This window comes from Bacillus sp. AG4(2022) (assembly GCF_031844465.1).
GTDB classification, from domain to species: domain Bacteria; phylum Bacillota; class Bacilli; order Bacillales; family Cytobacillaceae; genus Bacillus_AB; species Bacillus_AB infantis.
In genome coordinates this window covers 446,988-469,370 of the sequence record NZ_JAUZVH010000002.1, presented here as the reverse complement: position 1 = coordinate 469,370, position 22,383 = coordinate 446,988, and the positions used below count along the sequence as shown (strand labels likewise).

Genomic DNA, 22,383 nt, shown 5'->3' with positions numbered 1-22,383 from the left:
CCTCACCTCCCTTCAAGTAATATGAAACTACCGTTTTAAAGCGATATGTATGTAATTATTTTTTATTAATTAGCTTGTTGCTGTATGTATTTCTCTTGTGACCATTTCACATGGTTAACCAAATATTTATGTTTTGGAAACAGAATGAAGTAGTAAAGAATATCTTCTATTTCTTCTAGATTCCAGTAAGGAATTCTAATTAACTTATAACCTTTGTTTTTACAATAGTTATTCTTTTTGATATCATTTTCTATTCTTGTTTCGTCAGAGTATCTTCCTGAGTAATTTTTAAAATGTTGCTGCCCATCAAACTCTATTGCATATTTTATGACCTCATTTTCAAATACTACAAAATCAATTCTTAGAGGTACATTCATGTTTTCATCTTTGATAGCATATTCTTTTATATATTTAATGTTATTATCATTTAACCATTTCATTATTTTTTCTTCACCTAAGGAAAAAGTTTTAGGACTACAATTAAGACATTTATACACTTTATTTTTCTCTAATAATTTATGAGATCTTTTCTTTGTATACTTGTTATTACATCCATTACATTTGATAGTGATAGGTCTATCTGCTCCGTTATATTCAGTTAGCAAGGTGAACTTTTGTCCATATATGGATTCAAATTTCTCCTTATAATCCTCATGTGAATCCATCCGAGACTTACCTAAACATTCATTAGAACAATACTTACTATTCCTTTGGGAAGTATTAACCTTTTTTCTTTTACCACACTGAATACATGTAATCGTATGAATATTTACGTTCGCACTCCTACACACTTCTGAACAATATTGCTTTCTAGACCCTATATCAAGCTCTTTTGAGCATCCTCTACAATATCTAATTTTTTTACAGTAAACCTTTTTAGGTTTTGTTTTCTTGGGTTTAATTTTACATTCTTCTGAGCAGTATTTTTTATATTTAACTTCTCTTATGTCATATGAAAATTCTTTTGAACAAGTAAGACATGTCTTACTTTTTATGTAATTTTTTTCTTTCTTAACACATGGTGTGCCAACTGAATCATTACTTCCTCTCTCTCCACCTAGTTTATGCTTCCGACTATGGTACCTGACCCTTTCTATACTAAAACCTGTTTTATTGGCAATTTCCAAATAACTTAAACCAGTTTTTCTTAAATTAAGTATCGTTTCAATTTCCTCATTGGGTTTGTGTTTGTTTTTCTTCTTACTGTTTTCATAGTCAATGCATACTTGCTTAACGTAATTCTTATTACAATTTAATACTGAAGAAATTTTCTTATAGCCTAGTTTCTGAATCCTTAGTTCGATTATCTTTTCTTTCAACATCCTACCTTCTCCTCCTGATCAATGGAGGCTGCGCAGCACTTATGTAACGTTACTTCCTTTTATTTTTATTAGTTTATTTTCTATAAATAATTTATGGTCTTCATTTATCCACTTATGTATCTTCAGTAGTCTATCTTCTTCGTAATTTTCATTGTCAGGTGAATACCAATCCTCTAACGCATAATTACGCTTATGAGAATTACATGTCTTACAGGCTGGTACACAGTTACTTAAATCGTTAGCACCATTATGGACTACGTGCTCCCTGTGAAAATCACCAAGTTGAAATTTTTTATTAAACTTTATCAAATGTTCTTCAATTTTCAGCTCACAATAAGCACAGCGATGATTAAAATACTTTTTACAGTCTTCCCATTCTTCAAGTGATATTTCATGTTTTTTCTCTTTATCTCTCTTTCTCTGGTATTCTTTAAGTTTTTCAGGATTATTTTTTCTCCACCAGTCTTGATAGCCTCTTTCCTTTGAAGTTTGTCGATATAGTTTATGTTTTTCCTTTCTATTTTCATCTGTTCTTTTTCTGTTTACTTTCAATTTTTCTGGATTGTTTTCTTCCCACTCTAAAGTCCTTTTTATGGCACATTGTATGCAATAAGGGTGAAATCCATCTATTCCATTGGATTGATTTTTATAATAATATTCTTCATTGCACGGCATCCATTTAAGACATTTGCTACAAACCTTATGATCAATTCCATTAATTAGTTGATGTGTTTCATTGTATCTTCTTTGTCTTCTTTCTGCTAACCTTTGCTCCTTTTCTTCTTTTGTTAACTTAGACATCTCATCCTCCTCACTGCATATAACTAAACGATTTAAACACTATCCTGTCACCCTTAACCAATACCATCGTGTCGTCTTTACCTTTAAGCAGATTCTTCTCAACTAAGTTATAAGGTAATGCTACCTTCATATCTGATCTAACTTTAATTCTGTTCTTTTCACCTTTGTACAGGATGACTTCCTTCTTATGTAAATTAACCTTGATATCGTAGTAATCAGCATATTTAATGTTAAGTAATTCTTGTACTTTAGTGGGAATTCTTATGTAGACTAAGTAACCATCAGTGCTTGATTTAATCTTAGAGAGTGTGTAACCTTCAAGGATGTATTCGTATATCTCATTCAAGGAATCCTCTGTAAAGCTCTTTAAATGGCTCTCAGACCAATTCAAGTTTTCTCGTAAAATCTTAATTAGTAATTGTTTGTCTAATTTCTTAATCTGTGTTGCTGCTGTCATTATTTCCTCCTATGTATTATTAGTGCATGATTTCTTCTTCAATATCACTGAATGAGAAATTGAAATTTTTGCACCATTTTCTACCTTTTTCTTTAGATTTTTTCACCGTGCTTTTTGCTTTTTGAAGGCTTTTATTAACTGCCTGAGATTGAAGAGCTTCCCTAAGTGTTTGCAGTCTAGATAGTTCGCCCTTAACTAACCTTCTCTTTTGTAATTCAGTTTGAAAATTTTTTGCTATGTAATATCCTTCGCAAGCATTAAATTTAGTAGTTTCTAAGTGGTGATAGTATTGGTTAATCATGCGGTCATATTCTGCTTGCTTTTTACAAAGTTTTTCAATATCACCATCAATTTCTTTTAACATTACCTCAATCTGATTAATATACTTACTGGCTAAACACATTGACTAACATCTCCCTTTAACTAATATTTGGTATGTGACTTGTTACTTATGATTATATTAGTTTATTTTATATTAGTCAATGTATTTATTTGATTATTTTGTTTTATTTTTTTCGCTCATATCGTACAAATGAATAGTCAAACGGATAGTCCTCTGTAGCCCAATTATGTACTGTTTCAACTGGCTTGAAGTTACTTAGGCTGAACGCAGGAAAGAATTTATCTGCCTCAGGAAAGATGTGATCAACTATGGTTAATTCAATTACATCTGCATGTGGAAGGAACTCCTCATACACCTTTTGTCCACCACAGATAAATAAGTTTACATCTGAATTAGCATGTACTTTATAGTCGTGTAGGATGTCTTGTACGCTTGGATACACGTTTAATTCTGGATGATACTGTGTTGTTGTGTCTGAGGTGAGTAGGATGTTTACTCGTCCTGATAGGGGCTTACCTATTTCTTCATAACTTTTTCTTCCAAACACCACAAATTCACCAAGAGTTAACTCTCTGAATCGTTTTAGATCCTTTGGGGGTTTTGTCAGCAGACTACCATTGCTACCGATTCCCCGGTTCTTATCTATGCAAGCTATAAGAGTTATTGTCAAATTGCTACCTCCATTGGAATTGTCTTACCATGTTGATAGTTAAGTAGTTTAAAGTCATCAATCGTAAAGTCGTAGAAATCCTTTACTTCAGGATTAATCCATAATTCAGGTGCTTCAAATTGTGGCTGCTTAATCTGTTCTGCTAAAGGTTCTAAGTGCCTTTCGTACCCGTGAATGTTGTCAATATTAAAGGTAAGTGTGCCTAGTGAATATCCTGTTACTTGTGCAATCATTCGCTGTAAGACGTAATATTGGAAAATATTAAATGGGTTGCCTAGTCCAATATCGTTTGACCGAATTCCAACAGTTAAATGTAATTTACCCTCTAATACTTGCCAGTGGGTATTCCATACGCAAGGATTCAAAGCCATTTCATCGAGGTCATCAATATTCCACAAGGAAGTAATGTGCCTTCTTGAAGATGGATTGTTCTTCAACTGATCTAACAGGTAATCAACTTGGTCAACTTTAGTGGAGTAAGTTAATGTTTTCGTAAATCCATTACCTGCAGAAATGATTAAATCCTTTCTCCTCACCTTCTTACCCATTTGATAGCCATATGATTTGCCCACTGTTCTATCTTCCATACGCCATTCATCCCAAATCTTAACGCCCATTTTATTTAAGTTATCTACATTATTATCTTTAAGCTGCCAAATCCACAGTAACTCTTTAATGGCTGTTTTCCATGCCACACGTTTAGTTGTGAGGATGGGCACTTCCGTATTGTCCAATTTAATCTGCTTATTAATTATTGACTTAGTATATGCTGAAGAACCATCAGCCCACTTTGTTCTGACTTGCTGATCCTTATCCCAAATACCTTCATCAATGATTTCCTGAATGATTCGATTGTATTGAATGTCGTAGTTACTCATACTGCATTTCTCCCTTTTATAAAACTAGGAAAGGATTTAACCCTTCCCTAGCATTCTCATATCAAATTATTTAACCGTTAATTTGTCTTTCAATTTCTTCTTTCAATTTAGGCTCAGGAGCAAAATCCTTTTCCCAGTTAGGTGGCTTAACAATTTTTCCATCTTCCTCACGAAACCTTGGCTTACCATCTTCCCAAAGTTTACCCATGTTAGCATCCTGTACAATTTTAAATAGGTTGAATGGTTCTACCCCTAGAATGGTAAATGATCCTTGATTGAAGTATTCAACATCAATAAGAGCATCAGCTTGAGCTACAAGAACATCATCAATTACAGGTTTATTAGTTAGAATCTTAGTGGTTGCTTTATCAAGACCATTATAAAGTTGACCAACAAGTGATTTAAATTTTTTCTCATCTCCTGCTACAGTTGCATAAAGAAATTCAACTAACTCTTCCCCTGTCCATACTGCACGATTTAGAGCAGTTGTTTCATCCATTGGTGTAGGCTTTTCAGAATACTTGTGATTAAATGCTTTGTGGAAATCCTGAACCATGTAGTAAGTTTCGTTTTGTGCTTTGTTAGTCATTCAATTACTCCTTTTATATGTAATTAATTAGTTTAAGAGGGGATTCGTTAAAATCCCCATTTTATGTGAAAATATCAGCATTTTTCTACCACATATGTACATTTTTGGTTATTTTGTACACTATATACGGACATTAGAGCTTAGAAATCATATTTTCAAGTTCAGCAGGGTTAAAACCTCGGCTTCTCTCGACTACATCCTCATTATCGTCAACCAATAGGATAACTGGAGTGGACATTACCATGTGTTGAATTGCCCGTTCAGGGTTTTCCTCTGTATTCACTCTCTCATAATCCACACCTTGATCATCAAGAAAATTGGATACGGCTATACAAGGTGGGCAATCTGTCTTTTCGAATTTAATAAGTTTCATATATTTATCTCTCCTAATATTTTAATTTTTTTTAGTTTTTATAGGTCGTCAAAACCGTTATCTTGAGTGTTTACCTTTACATACTGACGTGGCTTTTGCTCGAAGAAATCAGATCTGCCTAAGTCAACTTCTTCATACGCCTTAATCCACTTCAACGGATTAGTTCTGAAGCCTTCAAATGGACGATCAAATCCTAATTGGTTCGCACGAACATTAGCATAGAATTTAATGTAGGCTTCTAACTGGTTCATTGTAATTCCTTCGATGTTATTCCCAATGATATATCTGCCCCACTCAATTTCAAGTTCAGCAGCTTTGATGAAAGTATCGTTAACAAATTTCTTAAGTTCTTCAGTATTTTCTTCAGGGTTTTGAGCCAATACTTCATGAAAAATCTTAACGAATAAGTCTACATGGATCTGCTCATCACGGTTGATATAATTAATCATCGTACTAGAAGCAACCATTTTCTGATTCTGAGCAAGGTTATAAAAGAATGCGAATCCTGAGTAGAAGAACAACCCTTCTAAAATAACATCATAAACAATGGATTTTAGGAAGTTTTCAACTGTTTGTTCTTCGGCAAAGTGACGGTAGCCATCTGTAACAAACTCATTCCTCTTGATTAAGGTTGGTTCACTTCTCCAAAATTCAAACACTTCATCCTGTTTCTTTTTATCCACAATGCTCGACAGTACATATGAGTATGAGTGATTGTGAATTACTTCTTGTTGAGCAAGAATAATCATTAGTGCTGATAAACTTGAGTCAGTGAGATAATCAGCAACTTTGCCCGCATAGTCAGTTTGAATACTATCTAAAAGTGCGAGAAGACCAATGATTTTCAGGAATGCTTCCTTTTCATAGTCGCTGAGATAAGGAAATTGCTTAATATCTTGTGCCATATTGATCTCAAACGGTGTCCAAAAGTTTGCCAGCATTCTCTTATACTTGGGAAATGCCCAAGAAAATTGGACATCATCCCAGTTAAGAATATTGGAGCACTCTCCATTAATAATTGCTGTTGCTCTATTTGGAGCATTTTTGTTCATAATATCTCTTTTTTTAAGTTTCATATTTTCTCCTTTAATTATGTAATTATTTCATCAAGACGAGCAGCTGTCGCAGTCTTCAAATTCGCTTGAAGTCGAACGGACATAGTATGTTGTTTTCATTTTCTGCTTCCAAGCATTCATGTGATAATCGAGTAGAGTTTTTGCTTTGACATCGTTTTTAACATAAATATTAAAGCTAATACCTTGATCCAAATGTCGCTGCCTAGCTGCATTTTGTTTAATACTCCAGTTTTGGTCAATTTGGTATGCTGATTTATAATACCAAGTGGTACGCTGATTTAAATCAGGCACAGTAACTGGAATTTTGTAGTCTTTCTTTTCCTCTGAATATGCTTTCTTAAAAATTGGGTCAATAGAGGGTGTTGAGCCTCCAATTAAAGCTGTAGACATATTAGGAGCAACAGCCATCAAATAACCATTTCTTAATCCCTTCTCAGATACATCTTTTTGCAACTCTCTCCATTGTTTGTTCGATACAAGTCGATCAGTGTCATCTTCCTCTACTCCATAACCTCTGTCAGTGAAGTAGTTTCCATTGTGCCAATCTGAACCTTCAAATGCCGGATAAGCTCCTTTTTCTTGACCTAGTTCCATACTTGCCTTGATAGTTAGATATGCAATTTTCTCATAAAGCTTATCAGCGTAATCGACTGCTGTATCACTTTCCCAACGAATCCCACTAAGAGCTAGCAGATGATGCCAGCCAAATGTACCTAGTCCAATTGCTCTATATTTTCTGTTGCTCATTTGAGCCTGTAATACAGGAATGTTATTAAGGTCAATAACGTTATCAAGCATCCTGACTTGAATCGGAAGCAACCTCTCTAACACATCGTCCCTTACTGCCCTTGCTAAACTGATAGAAGAAAGGTTGCAAACAACGAAATCTCCCGGTGTCTTTTCGATAATAATCATACCGTTTTCTTCTCGTTGCTCTTTGACAGTTGTAGGACTTTGGTTCTGGACGATTTCTGTGCATAGATTTGTGCAATAGATGATTCCCAAGTGCTTGTTTGGATTCTTTCTATTTACCTCATCACGATAGAACATAAATGGCGTTCCGGTTTCAAGCTGCGAAACCATGATCCGCTTCATAATATCAATTGCCTCAACCCTAATCTTACTTAGTTCGTTAGAATTTACACACTCATAATATTTGTCACGGAATGATCCACTACCCTCTTTTTCGTCATAATGATCCTCAAGGGAATATCCCATAACGTCCCTAACTTCTTTAGGATCAAACAAATACCATTCTCCACGTTTTTCAACTTGCTCCATAAACAAATCAGGTAAACATACCCCAGTGAAAATATCATGTGTCCGGTATCTTTCATCTCCATTGTTAAGCTTGGCATCGAGAAATGGGAAGATGTCTTTGTGCCAAACATCTAGGTATACTGCTATCGCTCCTTTTCGCTGTCCCAATTGGTCTACGCTGACAGCAGTATTATTTAATTGCTTCATCCAAGGAATAACGCCTGACGAAGCTCCTTCATATCCTCGGATAGTGCTACCTTTACTTCGGATTTTACCGATGTAAACTCCGATTCCTCCGCCTCCCTTTGACAGATTCGCAACATCAGTGTTGCTGTCGTAGATTCCTTGGAGGCTATCATCCACTGTATCAATGAAGCAGCTTGATAACTGAGCATCCCTCTTTCCTGCTTGTGCTAATGTCGGTGTAGCAGCAGTCATGTACAAGTTACTTAATGCCCAATAGGAGTCTTTTACTTTTTCAAGCCTTGTAGCCTTGTCTTCATTTACGTTAAGATGTAGGGCAATTATCATATATCTTTCCTGTGGTAATTCGTACACATTCTTCTTATAATCAGTTGCAAGATAGCGTGTAGCAAGCATATAAGCACTGATATAGGTTAGTAATTTATCTTTCTCTGGATCAATTACTTTAGCAACTTCGTTGATTTCTTCTTTAGTGTAATTCTTTAGGATTAATGAAGAGTAAACTCCAATGTGTCCGAGGTATTTAAGAAGCCCATAGAAGTCTCCGTATTTTTGTGAAGAATCGTAAGCACGGTTACTTGCAGCCTTTTTATAAAGGGATCTCATATAAATGTAGGATGCAACGTAAGTCCAGTCTGGTGAATTAGAGTCCTCATTTTCTTCATCTCGATAACCAATACGTGCCTTCGCTTCAAGGATTAGGAGGTCTGTAATTTGTTCTGCAGAGTATTTCTCTTTTGATGTAATTGCATCTAATACTGCTTCTGTGTACTCATTTACGTCTAGTTGAGGGTAATCCCTAGTTGCTGTTTTAATAAATGCAGTAAGCCTGTGTTCGTCAAATGGTAATTCTCTTCGTCCATTGTCCTTAGTAATAACTGTCACTCGATGACCTTCTTTCTAATTATATATAATTATTTTCTATTAAAGTGCTTTATTTGTCTTGAATTCCTGTGGAATAGCTATGTAACTTTCATCAACTGTATTATCCACCCAAGTTTGTGTATATGCTTCTGCCATCTCATCGAGATCATATTTGGGCTTTTTCTTTTCTTCTACACTGATCATCTCTTTGTACTTAGTAAGTGTAATGACTTCTTCTTCATCAGTAAGTGATGTAAATACTATGTCGCCTTTTTGAGCATATACGTCATCACTCTTTGAGGAATGTAACCTTCTCTTTCCTTCACTCACAGAAACAGTTCCAACGAAGGCTGGATGTACAAATAATTCCCCCATGAATTCACTCCTTATTTATTTAAATGCCGCAACAGTAGTCAATCGACCACGTTCAAGCCTTGCTGCTTCCTCAAAGTATGATACAGCCTCATTACGGAACTTTGACTTGTGCTCAAGCAGATAATTTGTCCCGTCAATTTCCACAACGCCATAGTAGTTTCGTTCCGGGCTGAATGTTGCTTCATGAATGTTATTGAACACTGTGCGTTTCATTTGCTGATTGTAGCTTGATCTCATTCTATTACTCTCCTTTTTTATTTTGTTTGTCCAAGGTGTTGCTAATGAGCACTACATCTTACCCACCTCCAACAAGTGATAAACTTATTTTATTAGTTTATTTTGTATTAGTCAATACTATTTATGAGATTATTTTCCTTTAATAGTAGCAACATTTTCTTTACAGGCATCTTATCTTTTGTCTGCTGCGTAAACTCATAAATAGGATCAGTACAGTGAATGTGACCAGTAATATCATATGTAGACTTGTCATCTCTTAATCTAATTGTCTGTCTTATGGAAGGGTTAGGCTCAAGGCATACATGACAAAACTCATCAGTCATCGTTTCGACCATTCTTCACAAAGCTCAGGTCTATGTTTTCCTTCTTGAGTGTATCTTTGATGATTTGCTCCATGTTCTTCATGTGCTGGATTAGTTCTTTCACTTCAGATACCTTATCGTCAAACCGATCAAGCACGCTTTCATCTGTAGTATACCTTTCTAATGCATATCTCAGATTGCCGTGGAAGCCCTTGAATTTCCATTCTTCCTTTTCTTCCCCAGACTTACGATCTTTTACTTTCTCCAGCTTCTCCAAAACAAAATTTCTACCATCACTGTTTTGAATCCTAAAATGCTCATCAATTTGTAAATGAAACACTCATTAACCTCCCTTAAAATATCCACCCATTCTTTTCTTCAAATTAAAAGTCATAGCAGACCGCCAGTAACGATTAGTTCCTTCCTTGTATCCTCCATCACTGACTTTCTGTGAGTAAGGGTATTCTACAAAGAATTCATCAACCTTAACTGGATCATAAACAGTTATCCCGTTATCCTTCAGGTACTGCTTATTAGCTTTCCTCTTGCTGCTTACCTTGTAGAATAATACATTCAAGTGTTCAGCAAATCCTTTGTTACCCTTTTTCTCAGCTTCCATCATACGTTTCTCGATAATATGTAATTCTAAGTCGAGGTAAATTGCCTCATTGATTGCTTCCATTAGTTCATCACTTAAGTTTGCTCGCATGTTTTCATCACCCAAGATGATTATATCAGTTGTCTAGTTGCTCTTCCAACTCAGCATCAATCAAATGATAAACCAATTCCAATTCTGCTTCGACTTGTTCAAGTTTCTTTTTAAGCGCCTCTTTTTTCAGCCTTAGTTCGATCAGCTTGCTCATCTCAATCACCTCTTTTATGAGAAAGAGTGACCGTTTTGTTTCAGCCACTCTATCAAGTTTATAATATTATATTAGTTTGTTTCGTATTAAAAGTCAACTGTATTTAATTAATTATTTTTAAGAAAAGTATATTTCTGACTTTAGCTCACCTAATACTAAATTAAGCTTCTTTATTTCCTCTTCATATGTACGCCATTCAGCATCATTAATGTTCTGGTTCTCTTCTATATTGCACGATAAACAGCCAATCTGCTCCTCAATATTCTCCAATAGATCCAACAGGAGTTGTCGTTTTTCATCTGAAATAGTCGGCTTCAATTAATCACTCCTAAACTGTATATTTCTTTCTCCGATCATACAGGTCTTTTACTGCTGCCATATTCTTAGATTGGGTATTCAACTTTCGTTGGGAATTGTAGAGAAAAGGGACTATAATTCCCCTTCCTCCATTGCTTGTAATAAGTCATCAATATTCACCCTATACGAATAATTTTCTGCATATTCACTATTAGGATCAGTCCAGATAACCTTACCTGACTTACGTGCTAATTCATTGAATATACGATTGAAATTCATATCCTTTAACTTCTTAACCTCTGTAGCTTTCGTTCCAAAGAGAACCTTTGCTCTTAATACATCAAAGCTGTAACCAACACCAAGCCTTACAATTCGTTTGATTACATTGTTGAATGACTCTGTATAGGCATTGGTGACTCTTCCATCGAAGTAAGCAAACACTTCCTTCCTAAGACGGTTAATCATCTTCTGTATGACTTTCATCTCTTTAGCATCTTTAGGGATTGACGACTCCCATTTGTAATACTCTTGATTAGCGTCATATTTGGTAGTTTGCTTATAAACATTCCGTAAACCTTCCTTAATCCAGTAAGCCGTATTAAGCCTTGGATACTTCTCTAATTCAGCATCCAGTTTAAATATTGCTTCCTCGTCAAGATTCTCTCTGTTGGAAGTGATTAAGGCTCTTACTTTAAATAGTTCCTTCTTTTCGCCTTCTGGTAGCTTGTTTTGAACCTTAGCTCTAATGTCGTTTAGCTTCATGTTAGCCTTTTGAATAACGTGGAAGTGGTCTACAACACAATAAGCATTTGGTATAGTCTCATATACCGCATTACGATAGCCTGCGTTCATATCCATAGCGACTATCTCAATGTTCTCATAGCCTTTCATGCTTTTGATTACATCCTTCACAAGCTCCTTTTCGATACCAGGAACAAACTCTATGATTTCGTTCTTCTCTAAGTCTGTGAACACTGCAAAAGGCTGTTTACGTTTAATACCTTCTTCGTGAAGATATACCTCGTCTATTCCAAGGACTCTTGGAGCTATTAAGATACGATTTCTATATAGATCGTCTACATGTTCCCAAAAGGCTCGTTTGACCGTTGTATCAGTCACTCCATGTTGTTCAGCTATACTCTTAAAGGTGTTCTTCCCTTTGATTGAATCCTCGCCCATACGCTTGAATAATCGCTGTGTAACTCTGTCATTTCTTGCGATAGACCTAAAGTATTCAGTGAAGTTATCTCCACAGTTAGGACACTTGTAACGCTTCTGAATGATGTCTATTACAACCTTCTTACCTCTAAGGTCTACATCAGCAACGCTACGAGGTCGCTTATCGTGTACCTTGAATTGCTGTCCTTCCTCAATGAATGCTCCACATAGCGTACAGAATACTGGTGGCTCTTTAGCCTCTACAACGAACTTGTAATACTCCTCGCTATCATAACCTTCTAAGACTTCAAACTCCTCTAAACCAAGTACGTTCATCTATTTGTACCTCCTTAATTATTGATAACCATGTATTATAGTTATCGGCTATTAGAGGTATAACTTGTTAGTCAATAATTAACTCGGGGTGCTTTATTTGACAATCCACGCATAAGCCGTTATCATGACTTTCTATATCTCCACACCAAAAGCAGTTAAAAAAATCATTTTTCGATGATGCTTTGGATTCTGTCATACCTTCTGTAACTCTTCCGTATGACTCGATTAACTTTCTTTGTGCTTCGATAAATTCAAGCAACCAACCTACATCGGCGTGTCTTACATGAGTGGACATTCCTACCGTTGACCATTCGCATTCCCATAATTGTTTGATTTCCTCTATTCTTTCTTGCCAGTTATCAAAGTTCATATTATCGCCCTCTCCTTTTGAGTAGCTTGTAACCTAACAAAGATATAAAAACGCCATGTATAAACCCGACAGCATACGATAGAAAATCAGATTCAACCATTACTTAACTTCTTTCACTGAGTTATACCCAACTGCTATTTGATAACCGAATGCAGTCGCAAAAAATCCTGTCTTATACCCTGAATGAGTAATAGGGTTTTCATAACCATTCATGCAATGTTGAACCAATTCTTTCGTTAGTCCAAAAACAAACGACCACCCTCCGAATCTCGGAAACTTATAAAATTCAGCATACCAACCTTTTTTAGGATGAAACACCTTTTCGTTCATTTACTCAACTCCCGTAATCGCTTTTAGTGTTGCCTTCCTTTTATCTCCACGACCTTTTATTACTTTATTGTCCATCCCTATATTAACGTCAGGTATATGCGATCCAACATAAGCAATTAAATAGGGAGCAATGCTGTATGTTGCGTATGAAGCTCCGTTAGCTATTGCGTTACGTTTCGCCTTTAATCGTTCGTAATAAGGACAGTTATCGTCTTCCGCACCATCATTTCGCATACGTTCGAGAGCTTCGTCAATACGGATAAGAATATTGTTATTATTCACTTACTACCTCCTTAGTCTTCAAATTCTGTACTGTTATCACAACTCTCGCACCATAGAGTTACCTCTATCCACTCGCTCATATTTCGATAGCTATTAAGTTCCGCATAAAGTGATATTCTTTCATTTTTTCTTTTATAGTCGTCACCAGTAACAATTTCGTTTCCGCAATTATTGCAACTTATCGTGAAACCTGCCAATTATTTTTCACCTCATTTTTATACAATAACTTGTATTATTATTTATTTAATATTTATTCATAAACTTGTATGTTATACGAATCTAATAATCTGTTAATTACTGTAAGTTTTATCCCCAAGAAAGTTGTTTACCCCTTAGATTTCAAGTTTACATCAATCAACAGAGTCATTAATCCTTCTTCAAAGCGATTGTCAAAGCTATCAGGAAGCTTTAATTCGTCTTCTGAATATAAATTGGACATATATGTACCTGTTTGAACGTAATACTGATGAGTCTCTGTACGGACACCTTTTACAATTTTAATTTCATGTCTATACTGTGTAATCTCACCTGTTTTACCAGATGATTTAATTGTAACAATGTCACCTAGATCAAATAGCATTTTCATTCCCTTCTTTCCGGTTTAATTTTTATAGTACTTAATCTGAAAAGTTTTTTCCAACCCAGTATCCTAATCCGAAAACAAGTAATCCTGTTAACATCCAAGCTGTGTAAAAAGGTAACATCTAAAACCTCCATTTTCTACAAAGTTTTATCCAGATAAAATTGAAGATTTATCTTAATTAATATCAACATGTAGTACCGTATAAATAAATTGACATACAATATATAGATTGGTATACTTATCCATGCGAACAAGCATTCTATTAAGGAGGTAGCGATATGTCTAAGAAACCTACACAAAAGCAATTATCTAAAGCTGGGGCAACTTTGGCTTCTGATAAGTCTACTGCTAAACAAAAGAGCAAAGCTGCGTCTACACTTGGTAAAGGCTAATTCCTTAGAAAGAAGGTGATACTTCGGTATTGCCTTTTTCATTTTCAATCAAATTCTTCTGTTCCTCTAACAGTCTGATTTCTTCCTTTAACAAAGTTTGATACTCCTTGCTATGCGGTGGACTTTGGAATTGTGTACTTTTATTCCTTTCTAATACCTCGTTTATATTAGCCATTGCTTCTTTATATTTATCTGATACGTACATTTTTCTTCCTCCTCAGTAATTTTATATTTAATGGTTTACATATTTAATATCTTTTCCAGTACCCTCCATTGCCATTTAAACATTTTCTCAGAAGCAAGCTGCTTAAACGAGTTATAAACTTCAGGCGTGTCAATGTATAGTCTAGCCATGATGATGACAGGGAATAGAAAAAAGTTAGGTATTTTATGTCTCAAATCGTCACCTCCTTTAATATAAATACCAGATTTTAATAAGTTTCTTCTTTAAGCCTATGTATAACCTCACTGTAGACATTTTGATATTCTTTGAAGAAATGTCTAGACTCTACTTTTGCCAATATAGTGTCGATAAATTCTATGTCAGATTCACCGTTTAAATTAAGATATTGAACGTCTTTCTTTTTCTCTCTATTGTAAACCTCTACTGCCTCTTCTTTGCTTTCTGATAAGTACACAATGCCATCTTCCTTCGTATACACCATCCACATTTAAACTCTCCCTTTCATTTTAGAATCAAATCTTGATTTTATTTACCGATTACACACTCTAATAATTCAGTTGTAATCTTATAAACAAATGTATCTCTCTTAGTGTCTTCTGCTACAATCTCGGCTTCTTCTAAGGCATACTCCAGCTTGCTATATGTCCCATAATATTTATCATTATCATCAAGCACTCTATATTTCACGTCCACTGCCTTCCACCACTTTTCTCATAAAATATTCTTTTTATGTGATTATTTTTTCTAACCTTTCTTCCATTAATTCATAATACTTGTATTCAAGGTCATTAACTATGTAATTTCTATTCGTTTTCTTTGCAGCAACTGCAGTTGTGCCACTACCAGCACAACAGTCTACTACAATGTCTGATTCATTTGTATATGTATTAATAAGGTATTCAAATAATTTTGTAGGCTTTTGTGTTGGGTGCAACCCTTTTTCTAAGTTGAATTTTTGAACACTTCTTGGATAACGTTTTCCTTCGTACTCCCCACTAGTTCTCGTGTAACCTTCTCCAGTTGCTAAATTGTCGGTCATACCACTTCGATTAACTTTATATGGTTTTCCTTCTGAGAATTGAGGTTTATAAAACATATTTTTACCTGATTTTACATATGTAGTTGCACTCTTTCCGAATACCAACACTTGTTCATGTACTTTAAAAGGTTGATATTTAACGTGTGTAAAGTTGCTGCCATTGTCCTTTTCCCAAATCCATTCATATTTAAATTTATCTAAATGGCTCATAATTAAGTAACTCGCAAATGGATTTGTGGCTGTCAGAACAATTGATCCATCCTTAGTCAACATTGTCATTGCTAACTCAAAGAAACGGTCAATATCAACAGGTAAGTCCCATTTATTAGCAGTCACCCTGTTCTTCCCCTTAAATGTATATGGGAAGTCTACTAAAAACATATTTATTGATTCATCTCCGTAATCTTCATATAGTTGCTCAAGAAAAGTAATTGCATCAAGATTGTGTATACTATTAAGGTTTAACAATTAGTCACCTACTTTAAATATTTTAGTTTAATATAAAACTCCTGTTTTATCCGATTATTTATCTATATGTAGTATTAATTACAAACATTATCATCTATATGTAGTTATCTGTTTAAGTATTTCAGTAGGCATCCACTTTTATTTCTTTTATTCGTTTGTTTGCTACTTCTATGTATTCCTTCTCGGTTTCAAAACCTATGAATTTACGTTTATTCAAAATTGAAGCGACTGCGGTAGTTCCAGAGCCTATGCAATTATCTAATACAATATCATTCTCATTTGTATAGGTTTTGATTAACCATTCAAACAATTTTACAGGCTTCTGAGTAGGATGAAAGTTTTTAGCGTTCATACCTTCGTTAGAAAATTTGATCACAGTCTTTGGATATCTTTTACCGTCTTTTGAACCTAAATCCTTCACAGTACTAGCTTTATTAAAATTACTGCTCTTTACTGTACAATCACCTTTTCTAATGTAAGGCTCCCCATATTCAAATTGTGGATTATATATCGGGAGTTTCTTATAGAATATTAATATATTTTCATGTGCCCTCAAAGGCTTTCTATTAGCATTTAAAGGATCAGAACCTTTCTGTTTCTCCCAGATAATGTCATACCTAAACATTTTAAGATTGCTTGTGACCAACATAGAGGTAAACGGTTCAGCACTCGTCAGGACAATAGCACCTTTATCTTTAATTATTCTCTCATAATGTTCCCATAGTGGCTTTAAAGGAATTATTGAATCCCATTTATTTCTAGTTGTCCCATATGGTAAATCACATAAAATCATATCCACTGACTTATCAGGTAACCTCCACATTCCAGTACCTGAAGTTTCGTCCCCAAGGCAATCTTCGTTATATATTTTATTAAATTCAATACTTTGCATTAAATCTTTTTCCATTTTACTCCTCCTTATTTATTCAACCCACTCTTTCAGCGTTTCTTCATCAAATTCATATCTAATTGGATGATCATTGAAAAGGATTTCCCTATCACACCAGAAATCTACTTCATAATTGTTATCATTCAATTTCTTTAAGATTTCCAACACTTCTCCTTTTGGATATTCAATTATTTCATTTAATTCGCAGCCATTCATTTCATGCACAGATATAGCTACGGATTTATTAGTGAAAAATTGTTGTCCAACTTTAAAATTACTCATAGCTTGCTCTCCCTTAATTAAATTTTCGTATTGGTCTTTACTCATAATAAAAGTCAATCAATGAATCTTGACCCGTGCATACCTTAATTTCTACTGTGCAATAATCCCCATCTTCATCAAAATTAAATGCATTAGGGTTGAATTCTTTTGGTACTTCATTTCCTTCATTCTCTATTGCTTTCGCTAGTGAATGAGGAATATAGGCTATTGCAAGAACGTTATCATATTCTCCGTTTATATCCGATTCTTGACTTGCCCATTCTTGGTTAATCGTTTCTAATAATGCTTTTAACAAACTCATCTCTTCACCCTTTCTTCTGAACATTTTGTGTTAACTTTGAACATACTATTTACAATTGTTTACTTTATATATATATATGCCTTCCCATCCTTAAACCAAACCGTATCAGCCTCAGTAGCAACCTTACCTGTCGCCCTATTTATAAATGCATCCAATGTATAAGGATCATAATAAAGCTCAGTCATTTCTCCTGTATCAAAGTTACATTCACCTGCATATGTAGCAATCAAGAACGCATGAACATTCTTCCTCTTATCTTTAATAACTCGCTGCCTGCCACCTTCTCTAACTTTGCAGGTAACATCAGTTACCTTAAATGAATCCCCATGTGCAACAACTAATCCGGACTTCTTATCTTTAATCGAGAATAACTTTCCTTTATTCAAATTGCGATATATTTCAACTTTCTGGGCTACATCAAGAGTACGTTCATTAATTAAATTAATTATGAAAAATCACCTCCTGTATTCCTCTTATAAGCCCTCCAACTACAATTATCAAACAAGCTTATATCTGAACCATAAAACCATTTGTAATAGTAGTTGAAGCTAATTGTGTCTAAGACGTAATCTATGTATTTAAATATGGGTATCACCTTCCTAAACCGAATGAATCAATTATTTTATTTAGACTTCAAAATCTCTTTAATTACTATTCTATGTGCTTCTAGTTGAGCTTCTTTTAAATCGTCATTAACAATTACATAGTCTGCATATTCTTCGTTGGCAGTCTCATTTGTCTCTCTAAGGAAACTAATCCTTCTTTGGATATCTTCTTCCTTATCTCCTCTAAGCTGCATCCTGCTTGTCAATTCCTCAATGGATGGTGGCTTTATGTATATGGAGACAGCTCTTTCACCTAACCTCTCCTTTAATGCCTTGACCCCATTGATATCTTTAGTACAGTGATAGGGCGTTCCTTTAATCATTTGGTCAATCTTATATAATGGAGTGCCATAGTGATTCCCTGAATAATATGTAGTCTCAAAGAAATATCCTTCTCTTTCTAATTGCAGAAACTCTTCTTCTGTGACTTGTCGGATATGATAACCATTTACTTCTCCTTCACGTAGCTCTCTGGTAGTACAATTAGTCATGAAGTCAATCGGGAGTGAATGTTGGATGACTGATTTTCCTGCACCACTTGGAGCCATAAACATGAAAAGCTTCAAAGTGAAATCATCCTTTCAATGATGCGTTTATTAAATTAATTAATAATGACTCAGGTACAGTGTAACTTCCCTTGTCGTTTTTGTAATGCTTAAACAGTAGATCAAGGATCTTCTCGGCTGCATATGACTTTTCTTCAGTGACCACTTCGACCTCATCCCCTTCATCAATTTTCCTTACGGCTTCAATTCCAACAACTACATGACTTCCATCTTTAAATTCGATTTCAACTTGACCATGAAAGAAATCCGTTTTGCTGATTGTAACTTCCTCATTTGCTAATACATAGATGACTTTATCTCCGGTACTGATACCTAACATCTCCTCTGGGATAGCTTGAATCTCTCGTTGTTTGACTTTGGTTTCTTCACCATTTTCTAACTTGATTACATAATCATTTATATAATCAACTGGCAGTAGACTAATGACGGTAGCTTTTTCACCTTTTTCTTTGATCAGATCTTGCTCATTGCTTACTATTACAACTTCCTGACCGATGCTAAATATGTAATCCTTAACCACTTTACTTGCCTCCTTTACCTTCTCTCATCACTGTTAAGGTGACTAATTGCCTTCCGTTTCTTTTTGCTACAGTTTTATTTTCAACTAATAAGTCGATAATTGACCCCTTAATTGCTCCACCCGTGTCTGCAGCATAAGCTAAAAACACTTCATTTTTAGTCTCTACTCTTACAATTGAATGTAAGGGAATCAGCTTTGGATCTACTGCTATGACACGGTATCCTTGATAATGGATTGTGTTTTTTACATTGATCCCTAACGCAGTGACTCCAGTACAGCCAGTATCACAAAATGCTGTATAGCTAGTCATTTCAACGTAAAGCTTGCGAACAGACGACTTCTCCCCTCTACTCACCATTTGAGTTCTAGGGTTTCTCCTTACTCCTCTTTTTCGCCTCTGCCAATTCTTTTTGAAGCTTAGTTGCTTTTTGTTCACTTTCTTTTATTAAATTATTTAGCTTAACTCCCTCCTTCTTATATGTATCAATTTCTCCTTGCTGTTTTTCAATCAAGCTATTTTTCTCGAAAACTTCATCATTCAGTGATACATTAACCTTTGTTAACTGGTTAACCTGCTGATCTAATCCATCAACCTCTTTCTTAAATTGGTATCCGGTTACTAAGTTAGAAGCCAATAGTGCTGTGACGACTCCTGTGTATACATATTGCTTCTTCATAATGTACGCTTATCGGGGAAGATAAGCTCATCACCTCTCTTTGTTAGTTTATTTTATATTAACTTATTTTGTATTGAAATACAACCCTTTTATCCACTAATTCTGCAAATATTTAAGTTCGGATAAAAGTTTACTTTCATAGGAAAATATGAGTCTGAAAAGCCTTATATATCAGCGTTTCTTAGGCAGGTAATTCGATATGAACCTCTTTTTTGTCTGCCCAAGTCGTTTCAGTTATTTCTAAGTCTACAACTACAGGAACTTTCATCCAGTCCACATCTTCCATAATTTGTTTGATGTATGGGAAAATCCACTCTTCCCCTTTATAGACTAAGAATTGCAATTCATCATGAATGTTAGCTAAAAACAGCGTTTTACATTTATTTTTAGTTAACCATTCCCCGATTTGAACCACGTAATCTTTAAGCATATCAGCACATGATCCTTGTACAAGGTAATTTCCTACCTTGTAAGCTTTTTCTGTATTGGACAGATAATAAACTCGTCCATACATATTTGTGGCATGATTAGTTTTCTGGACTTTGTTACCGACCATTTTTTGATAATAAGCTACTTCTGGGAAAGTACTTGACCAACCTGATACTAATGCGTTTGCTATTTCCATAGAAACCTCTAGAGCTTCTGAGGCTTTTTTAGCTCCTCCACCGTAATTCCGCATGAAGTTGAACATTTTACCGATGTATCTCCAGAACTTTTTAAATGACTTCTCATCAACCGGAGACAATGAATCATGAATGTATTGCTTATATTTCTCGCTGCACTTATAAGCCAATGCCATTAATGTATTATGACTAGTCTCACTATGTACATCTGTAGGAACCCAAGAGGAACCATCTTCCATTAGCCAAACTGAGTTACCGTCTTCTTTCTTTTCAATCCAACGCATACGGTCTTTTTTAGTTTCAAACTTATACTCTTCTCCAGTTAAATAATGCTTACATTTGTAGGGCATATAGGCTCTACAGAGGTTTAAATCAGGCTTCCCTAACAACATTGTATAGTTTGCTTGTGCTCTTAACTCAATTTGCGAAAGGTCAAAGTAAGCAATTTTATCATAATCTCCACCTCTTGGTATGAATGCTTTCCTTGGTGAGAAAATTTCCATGTCCGATCCAGCTTTACCTTCCCCATTTTCCTTTTCGTACCGTTCGCCTTCCTCAGTTAAAATCCTCTCTTTAGGGAACTGCTGTGCATCTGATCCTAGTCTTCCAGACACAGTGTTAAACTGCCCATACTGGGTGTAAAAGTTACCATCATACTCAGCCACTTCTATAATCCTTGAGATATATGTAGATTGCCATTTTTCCAGTCTTCTTAGTCGTGTGATAAGTTGAGAAACCCGGTCTTCTTTATGCTTCTTTAAGAAAGACTTATCAGTTGAACTAGGTCTTTCCCCAAGCTTATTTTCAAAGTAATCTGCTATTACTTTTTCTTGAGAAACAGTGAAAAACTCTCCAACAATATTCCACAGTTCTTCATATAGGCGTTGTATTTCATTGTCGCATTTTTCAAAGGACTCTCGTAAATATTCCATGTTGACAGTCATACCTACTCGTTCCATCTTCAAAAGTTCTATTATTAATTTATTTTCCTTTTCGAACAGTTCTTTTTGTCCTCTTTGTAACACTGTCGGATAGAACTTTTCAACTATTTCTAAGGTGTAAATACCGTCACCATGCACATATTCCATCATAATGTTTCTGTCTACCTCAGAGTAATTTGCAAATGGATGCTCTTCCATCCAATTGAAATATAGTTTTTCAATCTCTTCTGGAATCTTAAGCCACCTTTGCTTTCTTTCCCTTGTAAATTGATCCATCTCATTTCTCTTTTTTACTTTATAAGCTTCCTTTATTTTGCCAAGCCCCCACCCTATTTCTTTATAAGGTTTCAGCAATTCTTTTAGGATTGCTCGTTTTACATCATTAATCCTTTTTAATTCCTTTTTAACTTCCTTTTCAAATTCAGCAGCTCTGGGGTCAATGTACTTTTCCGATACCTTTTTAAGTCCTAACATATCCCCTCCGTCCCTCGCTGAAACTGCATCAAAAGACATTCTACAAATACCCATAGTATCAGAAATATTTTTCAGTCCATATACTATTTCTTCATCTAAACCTCCATTAATCAGCATGTGAAGGTCGTATTTTACGTTATGCCCCACAAGCATTTTTAACGATCTTGACATCTTTATCACCATATAAAGAAGATCAAGATTGTGCTTGAAGGCAAAAACTCTTCCTTTAAGATTTTCCTTTTGCTTTTCTTTTGGTAACATCCATCCAAAAACCCACATAAAAGGCTTATCCTTCTTAATATGCAGCCCAGTAGTCTCTGAGTCAAATACTCCAAGTTTAGGTTTATCTTCATCATAAAGCTTTTCTATTTCACTGAAGCTACTGACTAAATGCTTCTCATACTTAGCCGTAATTTCTGTTTCTAGCTTTGGTTTGATAATCAACTTCTCAC

The 22,383-nt window shown here is 35.0% G+C and carries 35 protein-coding genes; all 35 read right to left on the bottom strand.

Annotation, left to right across the window (positions count from 1 at the left end; translation table 11 throughout):
- Positions 1-65: 65 nt before the first annotated feature.
- The 35 genes from Q9R36_RS08270 to Q9R36_RS08100 all read right to left on the bottom strand — a co-directional run bounded on the left by Q9R36_RS08270 (position 66) and on the right by Q9R36_RS08100 (position 22,375).
- Positions 66-1,322 carry an RAP domain-containing protein gene (locus Q9R36_RS08270; RefSeq protein ID WP_311224906.1) on the bottom strand — a complete coding sequence of 419 codons (1,257 nt, stop codon included), beginning with the start codon at positions 1,320-1,322 and terminating at the stop codon, positions 66-68.
- 39 nt (positions 1,323-1,361) lie between these two features.
- Positions 1,362-2,123 carry an HNH endonuclease gene (locus tag Q9R36_RS08265; protein ID WP_311224905.1) on the bottom strand — a complete coding sequence of 254 codons (762 nt, stop codon included), beginning with the start codon at positions 2,121-2,123 and terminating at the stop codon, positions 1,362-1,364.
- 10 nt (positions 2,124-2,133) lie between these two features.
- Positions 2,134-2,580 (bottom strand): hypothetical protein, encoded by a 447-nt coding sequence (locus tag Q9R36_RS08260; protein WP_311224904.1) that lies wholly within the window; start codon positions 2,578-2,580, stop codon positions 2,134-2,136.
- A 19-nt stretch (positions 2,581-2,599) separates the two neighbouring features.
- The gene (locus Q9R36_RS08255; RefSeq protein WP_311224903.1) at positions 2,600-2,983 is read right to left on the bottom strand and encodes a hypothetical protein; all 384 of its coding nucleotides are present in this window, start codon (positions 2,981-2,983) and stop codon (positions 2,600-2,602) included.
- A gap of 103 nt (positions 2,984-3,086) precedes the next feature.
- On the bottom strand, positions 3,087-3,593 hold the full coding sequence (locus tag Q9R36_RS08250) for a dihydrofolate reductase (RefSeq protein WP_311224902.1): 507 nt from the start codon (positions 3,591-3,593) through the stop codon (positions 3,087-3,089).
- Positions 3,590-4,471 carry a thymidylate synthase gene (gene thyA, locus Q9R36_RS08245; RefSeq protein ID WP_311224901.1) on the bottom strand — a complete coding sequence of 294 codons (882 nt, stop codon included), beginning with the start codon at positions 4,469-4,471 and terminating at the stop codon, positions 3,590-3,592. The genes Q9R36_RS08250 and thyA overlap by 4 nt, the downstream gene beginning before the upstream one ends.
- A 70-nt stretch (positions 4,472-4,541) precedes the next feature.
- Positions 4,542-5,060 (bottom strand): pyrophosphohydrolase domain-containing protein, encoded by a 519-nt coding sequence (locus Q9R36_RS08240; RefSeq protein WP_311224900.1) that lies wholly within the window; start codon positions 5,058-5,060, stop codon positions 4,542-4,544.
- A 133-nt stretch (positions 5,061-5,193) separates the two neighbouring features.
- Positions 5,194-5,433 carry a glutaredoxin family protein gene (locus tag Q9R36_RS08235; protein ID WP_311224899.1) on the bottom strand — a complete coding sequence of 80 codons (240 nt, stop codon included), beginning with the start codon at positions 5,431-5,433 and terminating at the stop codon, positions 5,194-5,196.
- A gap of 38 nt (positions 5,434-5,471) precedes the next feature.
- Entirely contained in the window at positions 5,472-6,509 is a 1,038-nt protein-coding gene (locus tag Q9R36_RS08230; protein WP_311224898.1) for a ribonucleotide-diphosphate reductase subunit beta, read from the bottom strand.
- 30 nt (positions 6,510-6,539) lie between these two features.
- Complete coding sequence (locus Q9R36_RS08225; RefSeq protein ID WP_396137106.1) at positions 6,540-8,858, bottom strand: ribonucleoside-diphosphate reductase subunit alpha; 2,319 nt, start codon at positions 8,856-8,858, stop codon at positions 6,540-6,542.
- Positions 8,859-8,897: 39 nt separating this feature from the next.
- Positions 8,898-9,212, bottom strand: coding sequence for a hypothetical protein (locus Q9R36_RS08220; RefSeq protein ID WP_311224897.1), 315 nt, complete (start codon positions 9,210-9,212; stop codon positions 8,898-8,900).
- A 15-nt stretch (positions 9,213-9,227) separates the two neighbouring features.
- Positions 9,228-9,449, bottom strand: a complete 222-nt coding sequence (locus Q9R36_RS08215) for a hypothetical protein (RefSeq protein WP_101549819.1) — start codon at positions 9,447-9,449, stop codon at positions 9,228-9,230.
- Between the two features lie 315 nt (positions 9,450-9,764).
- Entirely contained in the window at positions 9,765-10,091 is a 327-nt protein-coding gene (locus Q9R36_RS08210) for a hypothetical protein (RefSeq protein ID WP_101549822.1), read from the bottom strand.
- Between the two features lie 3 nt (positions 10,092-10,094).
- The gene (locus tag Q9R36_RS08205; protein WP_142385260.1) at positions 10,095-10,433 is read right to left on the bottom strand and encodes a YhjD family protein; all 339 of its coding nucleotides are present in this window, start codon (positions 10,431-10,433) and stop codon (positions 10,095-10,097) included.
- A gap of 52 nt (positions 10,434-10,485) precedes the next feature.
- Positions 10,486-10,614 (bottom strand): hypothetical protein, encoded by a 129-nt coding sequence (locus Q9R36_RS08200; RefSeq protein ID WP_257964225.1) that lies wholly within the window; start codon positions 10,612-10,614, stop codon positions 10,486-10,488.
- A gap of 117 nt (positions 10,615-10,731) precedes the next feature.
- Positions 10,732-10,932 carry a hypothetical protein gene (locus Q9R36_RS08195; RefSeq protein WP_101549825.1) on the bottom strand — a complete coding sequence of 67 codons (201 nt, stop codon included), beginning with the start codon at positions 10,930-10,932 and terminating at the stop codon, positions 10,732-10,734.
- A gap of 111 nt (positions 10,933-11,043) precedes the next feature.
- The gene (locus Q9R36_RS08190) at positions 11,044-12,405 is read right to left on the bottom strand and encodes an ISL3 family transposase (protein ID WP_101549827.1); all 1,362 of its coding nucleotides are present in this window, start codon (positions 12,403-12,405) and stop codon (positions 11,044-11,046) included.
- A 67-nt stretch (positions 12,406-12,472) separates the two neighbouring features.
- Entirely contained in the window at positions 12,473-12,775 is a 303-nt protein-coding gene (locus tag Q9R36_RS08185) for a hypothetical protein (RefSeq protein WP_101549828.1), read from the bottom strand.
- 99 nt (positions 12,776-12,874) lie between these two features.
- Positions 12,875-13,105 (bottom strand): hypothetical protein, encoded by a 231-nt coding sequence (locus Q9R36_RS08180; protein WP_101549831.1) that lies wholly within the window; start codon positions 13,103-13,105, stop codon positions 12,875-12,877.
- On the bottom strand, positions 13,106-13,387 hold the full coding sequence (locus Q9R36_RS08175) for a hypothetical protein (protein ID WP_101549832.1): 282 nt from the start codon (positions 13,385-13,387) through the stop codon (positions 13,106-13,108).
- Positions 13,388-13,712: 325 nt separating this feature from the next.
- The gene (locus Q9R36_RS08170; RefSeq protein ID WP_311224896.1) at positions 13,713-13,967 is read right to left on the bottom strand and encodes a hypothetical protein; all 255 of its coding nucleotides are present in this window, start codon (positions 13,965-13,967) and stop codon (positions 13,713-13,715) included.
- Positions 13,968-14,366: 399 nt separating this feature from the next.
- On the bottom strand, positions 14,367-14,567 hold the full coding sequence (locus tag Q9R36_RS08165) for a hypothetical protein (RefSeq protein ID WP_311224895.1): 201 nt from the start codon (positions 14,565-14,567) through the stop codon (positions 14,367-14,369).
- A gap of 35 nt (positions 14,568-14,602) precedes the next feature.
- Positions 14,603-14,761: a hypothetical protein gene (locus Q9R36_RS08160; RefSeq protein ID WP_311224894.1), complete on the bottom strand. Its 159-nt coding sequence runs from the start codon at positions 14,759-14,761 to the stop codon at positions 14,603-14,605.
- A gap of 32 nt (positions 14,762-14,793) precedes the next feature.
- Positions 14,794-15,033, bottom strand: a complete 240-nt coding sequence (locus Q9R36_RS08155; RefSeq protein WP_311224893.1) for a hypothetical protein — start codon at positions 15,031-15,033, stop codon at positions 14,794-14,796.
- A gap of 38 nt (positions 15,034-15,071) precedes the next feature.
- Complete coding sequence (locus tag Q9R36_RS08150) at positions 15,072-15,239, bottom strand: hypothetical protein (protein WP_311224892.1); 168 nt, start codon at positions 15,237-15,239, stop codon at positions 15,072-15,074.
- Between the two features lie 34 nt (positions 15,240-15,273).
- Positions 15,274-16,053 carry a DNA-methyltransferase gene (locus Q9R36_RS08145; RefSeq protein ID WP_311224891.1) on the bottom strand — a complete coding sequence of 260 codons (780 nt, stop codon included), beginning with the start codon at positions 16,051-16,053 and terminating at the stop codon, positions 15,274-15,276.
- Positions 16,054-16,174: 121 nt separating this feature from the next.
- Entirely contained in the window at positions 16,175-16,960 is a 786-nt protein-coding gene (locus Q9R36_RS08140; protein WP_311224890.1) for a DNA-methyltransferase, read from the bottom strand.
- Between the two features lie 15 nt (positions 16,961-16,975).
- Positions 16,976-17,224: a hypothetical protein gene (locus tag Q9R36_RS08135; RefSeq protein ID WP_311224889.1), complete on the bottom strand. Its 249-nt coding sequence runs from the start codon at positions 17,222-17,224 to the stop codon at positions 16,976-16,978.
- A gap of 37 nt (positions 17,225-17,261) precedes the next feature.
- On the bottom strand, positions 17,262-17,525 hold the full coding sequence (locus Q9R36_RS08130; RefSeq protein WP_311224888.1) for a hypothetical protein: 264 nt from the start codon (positions 17,523-17,525) through the stop codon (positions 17,262-17,264).
- A gap of 59 nt (positions 17,526-17,584) precedes the next feature.
- Entirely contained in the window at positions 17,585-17,962 is a 378-nt protein-coding gene (locus tag Q9R36_RS08125) for a hypothetical protein (RefSeq protein WP_483861645.1), read from the bottom strand.
- A 185-nt stretch (positions 17,963-18,147) separates the two neighbouring features.
- Positions 18,148-18,696, bottom strand: a complete 549-nt coding sequence (locus tag Q9R36_RS08120; RefSeq protein ID WP_311224886.1) for a guanylate kinase — start codon at positions 18,694-18,696, stop codon at positions 18,148-18,150.
- A 7-nt stretch (positions 18,697-18,703) separates the two neighbouring features.
- On the bottom strand, positions 18,704-19,216 hold the full coding sequence (locus Q9R36_RS08115) for a hypothetical protein (RefSeq protein ID WP_311224885.1): 513 nt from the start codon (positions 19,214-19,216) through the stop codon (positions 18,704-18,706).
- Position 19,217: 1 nt separating this feature from the next.
- Positions 19,218-19,526, bottom strand: a complete 309-nt coding sequence (locus tag Q9R36_RS08110; protein ID WP_311224884.1) for a 3D domain-containing protein — start codon at positions 19,524-19,526, stop codon at positions 19,218-19,220.
- A 55-nt stretch (positions 19,527-19,581) separates the two neighbouring features.
- Positions 19,582-19,893: a hypothetical protein gene (locus Q9R36_RS08105; RefSeq protein WP_311224883.1), complete on the bottom strand. Its 312-nt coding sequence runs from the start codon at positions 19,891-19,893 to the stop codon at positions 19,582-19,584.
- A 181-nt stretch (positions 19,894-20,074) separates the two neighbouring features.
- Positions 20,075-22,375, bottom strand: coding sequence for a DNA polymerase (locus tag Q9R36_RS08100; protein WP_311224882.1), 2,301 nt, complete (start codon positions 22,373-22,375; stop codon positions 20,075-20,077).
- Positions 22,376-22,383: the final 8 nt, after the last annotated feature.